Origin of the sequence: Bradyrhizobium sp. McL0616 (assembly GCF_049993385.1) — a bacterium.
Classification (GTDB): Bacteria; Pseudomonadota; Alphaproteobacteria; order Rhizobiales; family Xanthobacteraceae; genus Bradyrhizobium.
This window is the reverse complement of the sequence record NZ_CP188255.1, coordinates 5389174-5402015: the sequence shown is the minus strand read 5'-3', so window position 1 is coordinate 5402015 and position 12842 is coordinate 5389174. Positions and strand designations below refer to the sequence as shown.

Here is a 12842-nt window from a genome sequence, read left to right as displayed (position 1 = left end):
CCGCGAGCGCTACTTACCGGCGAGGTCCAAGGCACCGCGCGCCATGGTCGCAAAGATGGCGTCCTTGGCGAGGTCCTTGTTCATGTCGAGGAATTGCTTCGCGATCTGGCGCGTAGCGGTGCCAGCCAGTGAGCTGGTCTGCTTCATCTGGTCGCGGAATTTCTCCAGATCCACGCTGATGGGAATCCTGAGACTAGGTGCTGACATTGGCATCTCCGACGAAAAAGGCTGCCAAAACTTCGCTGGCGATCAGGACATTAGGCGCGAGCGGCTTGCCGCGCACATGGGCGTCGAGCAGTCGCTTCACCTCGCGCTCGGTCGCGCCGCCTCCAAGTAGACCGAACTCCATCACGCGCTCTACGTCGCTAGCCGAATAGTTATGTGCCTCGAAGCGGCCCCAAATGGCCGAGATCGAACTACCGCCTGGTCCGGGAATGCCCCGCCAAGACAAGACGCGTCTGACCCAGGGATGGTTGAGATTGAACGTGTGCGTTCCGCCGTTCCATGTGATTGTGCGTGCGCATTTGTCGTCAGCCATTGGAAAGCTCCTCGTTTACAGCCTCGTCGATCACCCCCTGCATTTCGTCGCGCATGGTGTTGTAGGTCGGATAAAAAAATGGTCGCGCCGGCTGGCGACTGGTCCCGAATTCGAAGCTCAGGCTGTAATCATACGCCACATTTGATCCTTCCCGCACTTCTTTCGTGGTTAGCTCGCCGCCAGCCTGGACGATCCATTCCAACTCATGCGCTCCACGCACGACCGTGCAGCTATTTTCCAGCTCGCCGGTCTCATGAGACTGCTGAAGCGAGCGCAAAGCGTCCTTTTGAGCGTCTGACAATCGTTGCGCTTGCTCTTGGATCACCTCCGAGAGCTGGTCCTTCAGCTTGTCTGGCAGCGCCTGCAAATACTGATCGAGGTCGTCGTTATCGGCCATGGGTCACCACGATAGGAGTTCAACAGCGTTGGGAAGATCGTAGAGCGAGCAGGAATTCTCGCCGGCTGCGGCGCGCGATACGGCCATCCACGTCGCCGCTGCCCCGTCGATCCGGTCGGTGCTCTTGCTCTTGTGAATGATCCGGTTGTCGTTGGCGTCTTTGTGGATCGCGACGTTGGCGAAGTTCCAGCGCAAGACGGGATGGCCGCCGTGGCGGAAGTTGCGGCTGATGATCGCGCGCTCCAGGACATTGAGGGCCGGACTTTGCGTCACCCAACCTTGACGTATGCTGACCACGGGGAAACCTTCGTCCACCAACGGCGCCATGACGCCTTGGGCAAATGCGACGTCAAAGCCGATCTCCTGGACCTGGAAGCGTTCCGCGAGCGAGCGGATGTAATCCGCGACGGCAGCGTTATCGATTACGTTGCCAGGCGTGGCCGTGATGAAGCCATCCTTGGCCCATGAGACGTAATTCACACCGTCCAGGTCGCCGCGCTTGCGGATATCGGAGTCGGGGACAAAAAATTTCGGCAAGACGGTATAGGTGTCGCCGTCCCGGAAGCACGCGACCACGGCCGAAAGGTCGGTGGTTTTGGACATATCGACGCCAATCCAACACGGCGCACCGCGCAAGGCCTCGTAGTTGATCGATTCCGCGCCCTGGTCGTAAGTCGCCATATCAACGAACGGGCTGGTCGAATGGTCGAGCCAGACGTTGAGTTTGTATTGGAGCAAGCTGGCGCGCTCGGTCGGGCTATCTTTCGCGCGCGCCACATGCCGTCGGAAACCTGCGATCGACGGATACCCGTGCGCGCTGCCGGGGTTGACGCGCTTCCAAAGCTCTTCGTCGGCATAATCACAATCAGGAGCGGATTCGAACAGAACCGGTAGGCACGTCGGGTCGGTGATCTCGCCGCGCGCGATCTTGCGGGCGCGCTCGATCACCTCATGGGCGATGCTGTCCTGCCCGCGCCCGGCGGTCGTCGCGATCACGAGCAAGCTGTTGTCGATCTTGTCCAGGCCGTTGGTGAGCACCTTCCAAAGATCGGTGCCGCGCCAGACGTGGATTTCGTCGGCGAGCACAAATGAGGGCGTGCGGCCTTCCTTGCTCGGTGCGTCGGACGAAATAACTTCCAACTCGGTCCCGTCTCGGGGATAGGCGATCTTCTTTGCGCTGTTGAAGGCGTCATAGACCTTCGTTACCGGGACCAGATGCTTGGCGTCCGCCTGGACGATACCGCGCGCTTCCTTGAAGGCGATACCGGCTTGGCCGCGATCACTGGCGGCAAAGATCACTTCGCCACCGGATACCCGCTCTGGGCCAATCGTATGAAGCAGCGCCATTGCGGCGGACAGGCTGGTCTTGCGGTTGCCGCGCGGGACCAGGATCACAACGCTGCTGACAATCCGGTTGCCGTTGTCGTCGCGCGGCCCATAGACGGCGCGCACGATACGTTCCTGCCACAGATCAAGCTGGAACTGCTTCCGGGGCAACGTCGATTTGGGATGCTTGAGGCGCCGAAGGAATTCGACCGCACGCTCGCCATACCCGAATGGGTCGGGAATGGGCGAGTCATCAAAGATCCAATGCGGATAGGTATCCTTAGAGGGCGAGCGGGTTGTCATCGTCGCCTTCATTGTCGTTTTCGCGGACTGCCGGTCGCGATCGGGAAACGGGCGTCAAGCCAAGTTCGGCCGCGAGCTGGCGCGCCGTCACCATGGCCTTGTCCTGCATCCGGAAGAGCTTGGGGTCGATGCCGGCGCGCAATAGCGTCTCGAGCTCGCGGATGCGGCCAATGGCGATGCAGTAGCTTTCCAAGCTGCCAAGGTCGGCGGTGGTCAAGATCCTACGCTTGGCAAGCTCCGGCATGACGCGGCGCCATTCGGCCTTCGCCGCCTTACCCAACCAGGACGGCGGTTTAGTCGTGGCATCGAGCGTGCCGCTGCCTCCCACGAGCTCTGGTTTTCTCCCCCTCATTGTGACAATCTCCGAGTGAAAGCGCTGGGTTTGGGGGACGTAGAGTGTTGAGGGAGCTTCAAGCTAAGCTTTCGATAGCGGTGATTGCCTTCTTCGCGGGGATGTCGGCGACCCTCTTTCTGATTCCTTTTTGGGCTCCGCCGCTCAAATCGGCCATTGAGGAAGGGAAGCCAGCAGACTGGATCGGTTTCGCAGGTAACTTCGGTGCTGGAATAATGACTCTTATTGGGGCGGCGGCGGCAATATACGGCGCGATGTTTGCTGCGCGCCCGGTCTACGACCAGCTCCTTCAGCAAGGCCATCAAAATGACATCGCTAGCCTTGGGGTATTGAGCAAACGTGCAGCTGACCTCAATGGCGAGCGCATACTGATCCTCCGAATCCTCAGCGGTGTGCTGCTCATAGGCACCCACCAAGGAAACCTTTTCGCGAATCCTCTGATTCCCGAAACAGGTGAACTCGGGATAAGCATTGATCGTTTCGAAGAAGCGGTGGACGACCTTAGAAGCGATGCTGGGATCGTCTGGGGATCGGCGGTAGCCCAGCGGACGAAGCGAGATTTCCTGGACGCCGCCCTGGACGCCGCGACTAACATTGTCAACGTAAACCGGCTTCACCCACCAGCCCACCCTCAAAGGCGCGCTGCCTTTCAAGCGAATGTGCCTCAGTGGAATGTGCTTGTGCGAAAAGTGATGGACGTTGGATCGTTGCTGCAAGATGAAGTAGACCGGAACGCGGAGCGAACTGCGGCTATGCTGGTCGATCTGGAACATCGAATTTTTTGACTTCATTGCGCAAGCCGCTGACAAGTTAGGTCCACTGCGACGCGACGGCCGATCTCGCTGATACCGGTGATCTCGAATTGCTGCCCCTCGTAGAGCAGCCGGTCATTGAGGCTGAGGCTGGCGAAGTAATACATCCGGAAGGTCAGCGTCGCGTCGGTGGTGTGGCCGCGCTCGCCCTCCCGGTCGTCGGTGGTATTCTTGAGCAGTTGCGCCCGCATGGTGGCGTAGGTAGTCCATGTCTCTACGGGGGTGCCGTAGAGGTCCAGGCCGGTGCCACGGCGCTGGATCTCAATGAGGCGGTCGAGGTTGCCCGCGCGCATGTCAGGTCGCCTTCACGATCGCTGCCACGGTGACCACGCCATGGCTGAAAGAGCCGTGCGGGTCGCGGAGGTAGCGGGTTTGGGTGGCCTGCATGTCATAAACGGTGAAGCCATCGATCGGCAGGACGCCATTGGCCTGGGCGTCGATCCGCAGCGCCGCGACGATGGCCGAGACGGCCTCTTTGCATTGGGCCAAGCCGGGCTCGGCAAACCAAACGTGAAGGGTCGCGTAAGTCGTTGCGTCCCAGCGTCGGAACGTGGTGCTTCCCTCGCCAATGTAGACGGCCGGCATGATCTCCGGCCGCCCGTTGGCGTCCATCACATGGTCGGCCTGGACCAGGGCCATCAGTTCCGGGCTCGCGATGAGCCGCAGTCGGCTGGCCTTCTGGAGGGCGAGAGACGGGTCGGAAAGGGTCATTTTAGAAGGCAAACGCGCGGTAAGGGGCCAACAAATCGAGGAAACCGAACGGCAGCGCCATGGCAGTCACGCCAACCAAGCTCGCTTCTCGGTTCTGGTAGAGGTGCGCGGTCAATTGCAGCACGGCTTCCCGGATTGGCGCGGGTGCGGTGTCCGCGTCCGGATCTGCGGCCGTGTAGGCCGAAACCCAGGCCTTTGCGGCCGCCAGCTTGTCGGTAAGCAGAGCGTCGTCGGCGTCCAGGGTGACGTTCAGGTGGGCTTTAGCCTGGTCGAGAGTCATGGCGGGCATGGTCAGAAAATCCTCAATTACAAGCTATCTTGTGCTGGTCGGGAACACCGGTCGCTCGCGTTCTTTGAGATGTTTCCACCCACCCCCCGGGTGTGTGATGCAGCGGCATAGCGGTGAGCTTCGTCGCGCTGTGCAGCCAAGTGCTGGTCGAGGCCACGGCGAAGCTCTGCCATCTGCCCTTCCATCTGGCGCACGAACAGGCGCACTGAGCGCGTCATCTGCCGGTGTGCGGCATGCATGTCGCGCTGGTAGTCGATCAGTGCGGGCAATGACGCAGTGAGCGTCTTGGTCGAGCGCTTGGATTTGGACTTGTCGGTCATCGTGGCGTCCTGTCGGCATTGCGCTCCAAGCTCTGCTTGGTAGCGTTGTGGTGATGGACACAAAGGGGCTGCCAGTTGCCCTTGTCCCAGAACTTGGTCTTGTCGCCGCGATGGGGTGTCTTGTGGTCGACCACAACGGCGGGCTTGCCGCACATGGCGCAGTCCGGGTGCTTGTCCAGGAACGTGCGGCGGGCCTTTGACCAGGCGTTGTCATAGCCGCGATCGTTTGCATTCGGTCGGCGCCGATCGTTCTCAGCCTTGCGTTGGATCTGGCAGGCGCATAGCTCGCCAGCCCAGACGCGCTTACCGCAGCTACAAACACGACGGGGTTTGAAGGGCATCAGACAGCACCCAGCGAATGGACGTTGAGGTTGCCGATGGCGTTGAGCTTGTCGCGGTCGCCACTGAGATCGCTATCGGTATCTTCGTCACGCTTGCCGCCGAAGAGCTGGATAAGCAATTCCATGCGGCCTTCACGGGCAGCGAGAATTTCGGCGGGCGTGGCGTTCCAGGTATCATCTGGAGACCAACCCAGGTAACCGGTGCCGATCTTGAACAGGCGGGTGAAGAACTCCTCAAATCGCATGGGCGTGCCGGACTGCGCTTTGTCGTCGGACGTATCGACGCCGCTCAAGATCAGAACAAAATCGAGCAGCTGTTCGCGTGCGTCCAGGATGGTGTGGAGGGATGCGACCGGCACGTCCGCGCTGGTCGCCGTGATCAGGTCCATGATCGCGGTAAAGCTGCCCTCTGCTATCTCTCGGGATAGCGCCGGGAAGCCATACCGCTGATGGAGGTGGAATGCGGCTCGCAACGTCGGACGCAGGGTATGGACCCTGCTTCCCAGTTGGAGGCTGAAACCGCACGCTGCGAGCCGCATAGTGGTGCCCTTAGCTCGCCGAGACTTTGAGCTTCACGAACCGGTCGGGGTTCGTGATCGAGCCGCCCACCCGCTTCCGGCTGTGGAAGACCGTCTGGCCCTTGGTCGCCAACGTGTAGGGGTCGCGCAGCACCTGGAACGAGATGCGATCGACGATCCGGTAGCCGCTCAGGTCACCGAACAAGATCGGAAACTTGTTCGCGCCGATATCATCCATATCGATGGCCTCGACGATCGGACGGCCGAGCAACGTCGGCGCTGCGCCGTTGTTAAGGTCGTCGATCAGGAGGTAGCGGCCCATGCCGTCCTTGAATTGACGGATCGCGGAGATCGTGTTGCGATTCATCAGCCACACGCCGCGCTGCGCCCAGAGCGTCGGGATCGCGTGGAACATGCCGATCAGCACGTCAGCCGGAGTTGAGGTCGGGAAGTTGGCAGCGGCGCCGGTGATGACCTGGGCGATGCCGCTGGCGGTCATGAGGCCGGCGGGAGCCGAAGTGCCGTTGCCTTTCACGAAGGCAGTGCCTTCGGCGATGGCGAACGACTCCGCCGTATCGGAAGCCAGTTCGCCTTCCAGATTGTAGGCGTTGTCTTCCAGGAGTTGGTTGGAGACCGGAGTGAACGTGGCTGCCTCGTAAGGGGTGATCGTCACCCCGGCGTAGGAAGTCTCACTCTCGGTGCGGTCGTCGGTGTCGGCGACCCAGGTCGCGGCAGTGCTGCCGGTGCGCCGCGGATACTGGACCTGTGCCGAACCAACCGTGACCACCTTCGCATACTGGCGAATTGGCGAGAACTGGCGCAGGAGCTTCAAGACTTCCTGACCGAATTCGGGCGGGGTCAGCACGGTATTGCCGGCAGCGGTCAGCGACTTCTTCTCGACGTCGCTCAAGGCGTCGGGACCGGAGCGAAGGAAGGTCTCGAAGGACTTCTTCTCGACGTCGGCGGCGATGGCGCCGTGGCCCCGACGGTTCATCTTGGCTTCAAGGCGGTCGAGCCGTTCGGCCGACTTAGTCTCGATTGCCTTGATCCGATCTTCGAACGTGCCCTGGAAGCCTTCAAGGGCCTTGGTCACGATCGCGGCCGGATCGTCGTTACCGGCGCCGGTGTCTTTCAGTTCGAGGGGAGAAACATGCTTCATGGTAGAGAACTTGCCTTTCAGAGGGTTCGGTTTCACTTGGAGGATGACGCCGCCGTGAAGCGTCGAATGATTGCGGCCACGGCTTGCGCCGCGTCGTAATTTTTTGCGGAGGTAACGCGAGCCCTGGGATGCGCCGGATTGCGAACGAGCGACACTTCGACCAGGTCGAGGGCGCTGATCACGCGATTGCGGCCTTGCTGCTTCGCCTCACGCGTGCGGAAGCCGATCGACAAACCGGAAACCAGGCCCGACTTCACCATGGAAAGGATGGAACGTGCTCGGGGCTGGTCGTTGTGGATCAAACCTTTGACGATCAAGCCATCATTGGTTTCGGAGACCGACGACCAGCTACCGACCAGGTCGGAGGGGTCGTGCGAGAAAAGCATCGGCAGATCTGCGGCGACGTTGAACGCGCCCTTAGTGATGATGTCGCCGGTAGTGTCGGGGCCAGCATTGAACGGCCAGGCGGTGCCGACGATGGTCCCTTCGGCGTCCACGCTGAGCGTTGCCTTGACTTCCAGGCGGTCCATTATGAGCGGACCCAGTTGCTGATACTGGTGACCCGGCCGTTTGCATCGTAGCTGTAGCTCTGCGTCCAGGTGTTGGTGCCGTCCGTGAACGAGACCGTCGCGATTGCGCCGGCCGTGTTGTAGGTGAGCGTCTGGGTGTAATTGTCTGGGCAGACGGTCTGCCCGGTGTTGTCCAGCAAATTGCCTGCGGCCCTGGTGGGCAGCGGGTTGGCGTCACTGATGGGCGTGCCGGTGGCGAAGCTCACTTGTCGTTTCCTTCTCGTTGGGGGTGCCGAACAGCGTCCGCTCAAGGATCTTGGCGGCGAGTTCGTATGTTTCGATCAGCGGGCGGTCATTGACGTAGGCTGCGATGAGTTCATGGGCCCGCCTTGGCGCGGTGCCGCCGCCGATGAGTGCGAGCCGGATTGTCTCTGCGATGTCTTCCTGCGCAAAGTTGCGCGAGAACATGCGATTACAGATCGCACCGAAGGCGCCGCGCTTGCTCTCAAGCTCTCGGATCAATTCCAGCGTGAGCTTGAACGTATGGTCCTGGTCACCAAAGAAGGTCGCGTAAGCGGTCATGAGCCGCCCCCAAAGGCGGTCTGCTTGGTGCTGCCGGCATTCAGTGCACCGCCGGCATGGGCGGATGACGTATTGAAGTTCTCGAAAACGTCGCCGCCCTCATAGGCTGGCAGGCCGAAGCCGATCTGGCGCGCTTCATTTGGATTCAGGATGCGTGCAGAGACAGCAAAGCTAAGCGCCTGGGCACGCGCGAGCAGATCGGCGCGGGAGAAACCATCCACGTTGAATTCGATGCAATACTGGGTGCGCTCTTTCGGCGTCAGAAGCTTCAATTCAAGCTCTTGCTCGAACGACTTCAGTCTGGGCAACAGAGCTTGCGAGAGAAATTCTTGGCCGATCGATTCAATCGAGCGAGGCTGTGCCCGATCGACCTGCATCAGCATGTGGAGCGGAACGCGGAATAGTCGGGCGATCTCCGCCACCGCATACGTTCGCATTTCGAGGAACTGGCTATCGACGCTGTTGAAGGTGAGCGGCTGCCAAGCTGCATCGGTGGGCAGGACGGCAGTGCCGCCCGCCTTGTCGCCGCCTTGCGATGCCTGCCAAGCGGCCTTTGCGGTAGTGAGTGTGTCCGCCGTTACGGTGCCCTTGAGGCTGAGCACACCTGACGGGCGCGCGGCATTGCCAAATAGGCGCGATGCATGACGTTCAAGCACAAGCGCGAGCGCGATCACGTCGCGGCCTTCGCCGACGAGGCCGCGCGATGAATTGTAGGCCGGGGTCGGAATGTGGAGGATGTCAGCGGCCGGGATCTCGCGAGCCGGATTCTTGCCGTCCGCTTTGATCGCGTATGCCGGTTCGAAATTGGAGTAGTCGACGACGATCGAGGATAGCCGGGGATCGAGCCGGATCAATTCAGCGGGCTTACCGCCGTCAACGCGGACGATCTGGGCGAAGCCGCCCCAGGGCTGAAGCAACGCGTCAGACATGAGTTGGGTGCGGAATAGCGCTGCCGGCGTGAAGCCATTCGGCGCGTCGTGCAGAAGGTTGTAGAGCGGATGGTCGGTGGCCTTCTCTTTGCCGCCGTCCGGAAGCTTTTTGTAAATGTGGAGGGGGAGCGAGCCGGCCGCCTCAGAGATCGAACGGACTGCGCACGCGACCGGCGCGCACGTCATGGCCGTGTAGGGCGTGACCGTCACGCCGGCCAGGGTCGGGGCCGCGCCGAACAGATCGAAATAGAAGCCGCTCGCGTCAGCGAGGCTGGGCGCGGCTTTGGTCTCGATACCGAGGAGCAATTTGAGGCGGGACGAAAAGGACAAGAGGCACAACAGAGAGCTTGGCCCGCCGGTTAAGCGAGCGAGGGACATTTCTCTGTGTGTGCATTTGTTGCGAGAGCTAGCCCCGCAACGCAACTATATTACGCACCGAAATTGTGGCGGAATAGAGTCGCGGTTACGCCTCCCGGTATCGAAAAGCGGTTACGAGTGGCACCGTTTTTGACTGCCCGAAAGAGGTCTAAGTGACTGATATTGCTAAGAAAATACGGAATTGGCTGGGGAACTAGGATTCGAACCTAGACAAACAGAGTCAGAGTCTGTTGTGCTACCGTTACACCATTCCCCAACGGAATAGTCGAACAAATTCAATGTCTTACTGATCTGTCCGACTGCGACCGGCAGCGCTTGTCGCGCAAATCACGGCTCAGGCGTGGAGGGTTTCTACCCGCTCGGCTGTGGGCTGGCAAGCACTGCGGTGCACCGGTGTTTTGCGGTCCACATCGGGCGTGTTGGCGGCGGGATCGCCGCTCCCGCGGCTCGCCGCGCGGCGGTTTGCCTCATCCGAAAAATCGCCGTAGCGGGTCGGATCGGAACGCGCCGCTTCGTCCTTGGACAACACAACCCAAGGAGATCCGTGATGCCCTATGTCGATGGTTTCGTGCTGGCCGTGCGCAAGGACAAGGTCGAGGCCTACAAGGCGCTGGCGAAAACGGCCTGCGCAGTGTGGATGGAGCATGGTGCGCTCGATTATGTCGAATGCATCGGTGACGACGTGCCCTACGGCGCGCTGACATCCTTTCCGCGCGCGGTGATGGCGACGGAGGATGAGGTCGTGGTGTTCTCCTGGATCGTCTACCGCGACCGCGAGACCCGCGACGCCGTCAACAAGAAGGTGATGGCGGATGCGCGGCTCAAGGGCGCCGACATGCCGTTCGACGGCAAGCGCATGATCTATGGTGGGTTCACGACGCTGTTGCAGGCGAGCGAGATAGTCGGCTGAGCGCACGCTTCGTTCGTGCCGGCCTCACAAGAAGAGGTGGGTTACGCTACGCTAACCCACCCGACGCATTAGAGCGGTTGTCTCCCTCGCAGCGAACGACGCCAGATAGAGCGTGCGGAATCGCTGCTCCCTTATGCAGCATCGTCGCAATCCGTTTCACCTTGCCGGTGCTGCGCTGGCATGCCATCCTCTCATCGCCAGGGATAATCAAACGGAAGCGGGCGCTTAGGCTCACAGCTTCCAAAAAATCTTGGTTGGGGAAACCCTTTGGGAGGTCTGATTTCATGACATTGAAGCACGTCACCGGGCTGCTTTGCGCGGCCGCGATGTCCCTTGCGCTCGCCGCCGGCGCGCGCGCCGAGGACAAGGTGGTCAAGATCGGTGTGATCATGCCGATGTCCGGCGGCACCGCCTCGATCGGCGCGCACGCCAAGGCGGCGATCGAAGTCGCCATGGACATCATCAACAACGCCCACCCCGAGCTCGGCAATCTGCCGCTGGCGAAGAACGCAGGCCTTGCCGGCCTCGGCGGCGCCAAGATCGAGGCTGTGTTCGCCGACAACCAGGGCAACCCCGCGACCGGCCAGAACCAGGCGTTGCGCCTGATCACGGAAGACAAGGTCGTGGCCGTGTTCGGCGCCTATCAGTCCGGCATCACGCTGACCTCGAGCGCGATCGCCGAGAAATACGGCATTCCCTATCTCAATTCGGAGTCGGTCGCCGCCAATCTCACCGAGCGCGGCTTCAAATGGTTCTTCCGTACCACGCCGATCGCGACAGATTTCGCCAAGGCCTATGTCGACTTCCTTGCCGACATGAAGGCCTCCGGCGCCAAGACCGATGCAATCGCGCTGGTCCACGACAACACCGAATACGGCACGTCGGTCGCCAACACCATCAGCACCGCGTTCAAGGAGAAGGGGCAGCCGGTCGCGCTCGACGTCGCCTATCCCGTCAACGCGACCGATTTGCAGGGCCAGGTGCTCCAGCTCAAGGACAAGAAGCCCGACGTGATCATCATGATCAGCTACACGTCGGACGCGATCCTGTTCGCCAAGACCATGCAATCGCTCGACTACAAGCCGGCGATCCTGCTCGCTGATGATGCCGGCTATTCCGATCCGTCCTTCATCAAGGCGGTCGGCAAGATCTCGCAAGGCGTCTTCAACCGCTCGTCCTGGGCGGTGGGTCCGCCCGGCTCTCCGTCGGCCATCATCGCCGACATGTACAAGAAGAAGAGCGGCGAGGAGATGGACGACACCGTCGGCCGCCAGATGCAGGGCTTCTTCGTGCTCGCTGATGCGATCGACCGCGCCGGCTCGACCGATCCGGCCAAGATCCAGGCCGCGCTGAAGGCGACGGACCTGAAGCCCGAGCAATTGATGATGGGCTACAAGGGCGTGAAGTTCGACGACAAGGGCCAGAACACCCTTGCCTCCGGCCTGATCATCCAGCTCCAGGACGGTGAGAACTACACAGCGGTGTGGCCGAAGGCGAGCGCCGAGAAGGCACCGGTGTTGCCCTACAAGGGCTGGTGAAGTTTTTGAAGGCGGGGCCGTGCGCCCCGCCAACCCCAAGATGATTTGATCAGAGCAACGCAGCTCATGTCCTTTGTACTCGTGCAGGTGATCGTAGGCGGGCTTCTGCTTGGCGCCGTCTACGCCCTGTTTTCGTCGGGCCTCACGCTGGTGTGGGGCATGATGAACATCGTCAATTTCGCGCATGGCGATTTCGTCATGCTCGGCATGTACGTCGCCTATGTCGTGCACACCCTGATGGGGGGAGGGCCGATCCTCGGCGCGCCGCTGGCCACGCTGGTGCTCGCGACCGTCGGCGTCGTCGTCTATTTTGCCCTGATCCGCGACATCATGAAGGGGCCGATGCTGGCGCAGATCCTCGGCACCTTCGGCCTTGCGCTGCTGCTGCGCTATTCCGTGTTCTGGTGGTTCGGCGCCAACTTCCTGTCGATGCCGCAAAACATTGTCGGCGGCACCTTTGCCGTGGCCGGCTTGCGCATCGAGGCCTCTCGGTTGCTCGCGGGTGTCGTCGCGATCCTGGTGACGCTCGGCCTGCATCTGTTGCTGACGCGCACCTCGCTCGGCTCCAAGATGCTGGCGGTGGCGGAGGATGCGACTGCGGCGCAGCTGATGGGCATCCGGCCCGACACCATGCAGGCGATCGCCTGGGGAATCGCGGCCGGCGCCACCGGTCTTGCTGGTGCGCTGATTGCGAACTTCTTCTATATCGTGCCGACGGTCGGGGAGACCCTCGGCATCGTTGCCTTCGTCACCGTGTCGCTCGGCGGTTTTGGCAGCGTGCCGGGCGCGCTGGTTGCGGGCCTCCTGATCGGCGTCATCGAGTCGCTGTCCGGCTATCTGATCGGCGCGGTCTACAAGGACATCGTCGTCTATGTGCTGTTCCTGCTCTTCCTCTGGTTCAGGCCGCAAGGCCTGATGGGCAAGTCCTGA

The 12842-nt window shown here is 61.3% G+C and carries 21 protein-coding genes and 1 tRNA gene; 4 read left to right on the top strand and 18 right to left on the bottom strand.

Annotated elements, in window-relative coordinates:
- Positions 1–9: 9 nt before the first annotated feature.
- Genes ACPPVR_RS26460 through ACPPVR_RS26440 form a run of 5 tightly spaced genes read right to left on the bottom strand, consistent with a single transcriptional unit; the run spans position 10 to position 2808 of the window.
- Positions 10–207, bottom strand: coding sequence for a hypothetical protein (locus ACPPVR_RS26460; RefSeq protein WP_426609498.1), 198 nt, complete (start codon positions 205–207; stop codon positions 10–12).
- The gene (locus ACPPVR_RS26455; protein WP_426609497.1) at positions 194–538 is read right to left on the bottom strand and encodes a gene transfer agent family protein; all 345 of its coding nucleotides are present in this window, start codon (positions 536–538) and stop codon (positions 194–196) included. The genes ACPPVR_RS26460 and ACPPVR_RS26455 overlap by 14 nt, the downstream gene beginning before the upstream one ends.
- Positions 531–935: an HK97-gp10 family putative phage morphogenesis protein gene (locus ACPPVR_RS26450; RefSeq protein ID WP_426609496.1), complete on the bottom strand. Its 405-nt coding sequence runs from the start codon at positions 933–935 to the stop codon at positions 531–533. The genes ACPPVR_RS26455 and ACPPVR_RS26450 overlap by 8 nt, the downstream gene beginning before the upstream one ends.
- 3 nt (positions 936–938) lie before the next feature.
- A complete protein-coding gene (locus ACPPVR_RS26445; RefSeq protein WP_426609495.1) occupies positions 939–2576 on the bottom strand; it encodes a terminase large subunit in 1638 nt (545 codons plus the stop codon).
- Entirely contained in the window at positions 2542–2808 is a 267-nt protein-coding gene (locus ACPPVR_RS26440) for a P27 family phage terminase small subunit (RefSeq protein WP_426616190.1), read from the bottom strand. Before ACPPVR_RS26440 ends, ACPPVR_RS26445 begins: the two co-directional genes overlap by 35 nt.
- A 152-nt stretch (positions 2809–2960) precedes the next feature.
- Between ACPPVR_RS26440 and ACPPVR_RS26435 the strand changes: the two genes are divergently transcribed.
- Positions 2961–3701: a hypothetical protein gene (locus tag ACPPVR_RS26435; protein WP_426609494.1), complete on the top strand. Its 741-nt coding sequence runs from the start codon at positions 2961–2963 to the stop codon at positions 3699–3701.
- A 2-nt stretch (positions 3702–3703) separates the two neighbouring features.
- Here the strand turns inward: ACPPVR_RS26435 and ACPPVR_RS26430 are convergent, their stop codons facing one another.
- The 13 genes from ACPPVR_RS26430 to ACPPVR_RS26370 form a co-directional block, all read right to left on the bottom strand.
- Positions 3704–4021: a phage head closure protein gene (locus ACPPVR_RS26430; RefSeq protein WP_426609493.1), complete on the bottom strand. Its 318-nt coding sequence runs from the start codon at positions 4019–4021 to the stop codon at positions 3704–3706.
- Between the two features lies 1 nt (position 4022).
- The gene (locus ACPPVR_RS26425; protein ID WP_426609492.1) at positions 4023–4439 is read right to left on the bottom strand and encodes a DUF3168 domain-containing protein; all 417 of its coding nucleotides are present in this window, start codon (positions 4437–4439) and stop codon (positions 4023–4025) included.
- 1 nt (position 4440) lies between these two features.
- The gene (locus ACPPVR_RS26420; RefSeq protein ID WP_426609491.1) at positions 4441–4728 is read right to left on the bottom strand and encodes a head-tail connector protein; all 288 of its coding nucleotides are present in this window, start codon (positions 4726–4728) and stop codon (positions 4441–4443) included.
- Positions 4729–4745: 17 nt separating this feature from the next.
- Positions 4746–5048, bottom strand: a complete 303-nt coding sequence (locus ACPPVR_RS26415) for a hypothetical protein (protein WP_426609490.1) — start codon at positions 5046–5048, stop codon at positions 4746–4748.
- A complete protein-coding gene (locus ACPPVR_RS26410; protein WP_426609489.1) occupies positions 5045–5389 on the bottom strand; it encodes an HNH endonuclease in 345 nt (114 codons plus the stop codon). The genes ACPPVR_RS26415 and ACPPVR_RS26410 overlap by 4 nt, the downstream gene beginning before the upstream one ends.
- A complete protein-coding gene (locus tag ACPPVR_RS26405; RefSeq protein ID WP_426609488.1) occupies positions 5389–5778 on the bottom strand; it encodes a phage tail assembly chaperone in 390 nt (129 codons plus the stop codon). The genes ACPPVR_RS26410 and ACPPVR_RS26405 overlap by 1 nt, the downstream gene beginning before the upstream one ends.
- Before the next feature lie 160 nt (positions 5779–5938).
- Positions 5939–7066 carry a phage major capsid protein gene (locus ACPPVR_RS26400; protein ID WP_426609487.1) on the bottom strand — a complete coding sequence of 376 codons (1128 nt, stop codon included), beginning with the start codon at positions 7064–7066 and terminating at the stop codon, positions 5939–5941.
- A gap of 32 nt (positions 7067–7098) precedes the next feature.
- Positions 7099–7596 carry an HK97 family phage prohead protease gene (locus ACPPVR_RS26395; RefSeq protein ID WP_426609486.1) on the bottom strand — a complete coding sequence of 166 codons (498 nt, stop codon included), beginning with the start codon at positions 7594–7596 and terminating at the stop codon, positions 7099–7101.
- Entirely contained in the window at positions 7596–7841 is a 246-nt protein-coding gene (locus ACPPVR_RS26390; RefSeq protein WP_426609485.1) for a hypothetical protein, read from the bottom strand. Before ACPPVR_RS26390 ends, ACPPVR_RS26395 begins: the two co-directional genes overlap by 1 nt.
- Positions 7810–8157 carry a gene transfer agent family protein gene (locus ACPPVR_RS26385; protein ID WP_426609484.1) on the bottom strand — a complete coding sequence of 116 codons (348 nt, stop codon included), beginning with the start codon at positions 8155–8157 and terminating at the stop codon, positions 7810–7812. The genes ACPPVR_RS26390 and ACPPVR_RS26385 overlap by 32 nt, the downstream gene beginning before the upstream one ends.
- Complete coding sequence (locus ACPPVR_RS26380) at positions 8154–9392, bottom strand: phage portal protein (protein ID WP_426609483.1); 1239 nt, start codon at positions 9390–9392, stop codon at positions 8154–8156. The genes ACPPVR_RS26385 and ACPPVR_RS26380 overlap by 4 nt, the downstream gene beginning before the upstream one ends.
- Positions 9393–9646: 254 nt before the next feature.
- A tRNA-Gln gene (locus ACPPVR_RS26375) sits at positions 9647–9720 on the bottom strand.
- Positions 9721–9798: 78 nt separating this feature from the next.
- The gene (locus tag ACPPVR_RS26370) at positions 9799–9990 is read right to left on the bottom strand and encodes a hypothetical protein (RefSeq protein ID WP_426609482.1); all 192 of its coding nucleotides are present in this window, start codon (positions 9988–9990) and stop codon (positions 9799–9801) included.
- 21 nt (positions 9991–10011) lie between these two features.
- Here ACPPVR_RS26370 and ACPPVR_RS26365 point away from each other — a divergent pair, with 21 nt between their 5' ends.
- The 3 genes from ACPPVR_RS26365 to ACPPVR_RS26355 all read left to right on the top strand — a co-directional run bounded on the left by ACPPVR_RS26365 (position 10012) and on the right by ACPPVR_RS26355 (position 12842).
- The gene (locus ACPPVR_RS26365; RefSeq protein ID WP_426609481.1) at positions 10012–10374 is read left to right on the top strand and encodes a DUF1428 domain-containing protein; all 363 of its coding nucleotides are present in this window, start codon (positions 10012–10014) and stop codon (positions 10372–10374) included.
- Between the two features lie 284 nt (positions 10375–10658).
- On the top strand, positions 10659–11912 hold the full coding sequence (locus ACPPVR_RS26360; RefSeq protein ID WP_426609480.1) for an ABC transporter substrate-binding protein: 1254 nt from the start codon (positions 10659–10661) through the stop codon (positions 11910–11912).
- Positions 11913–11978: 66 nt separating this feature from the next.
- A complete protein-coding gene (locus ACPPVR_RS26355) occupies positions 11979–12842 on the top strand; it encodes a branched-chain amino acid ABC transporter permease (protein ID WP_426609479.1) in 864 nt (287 codons plus the stop codon).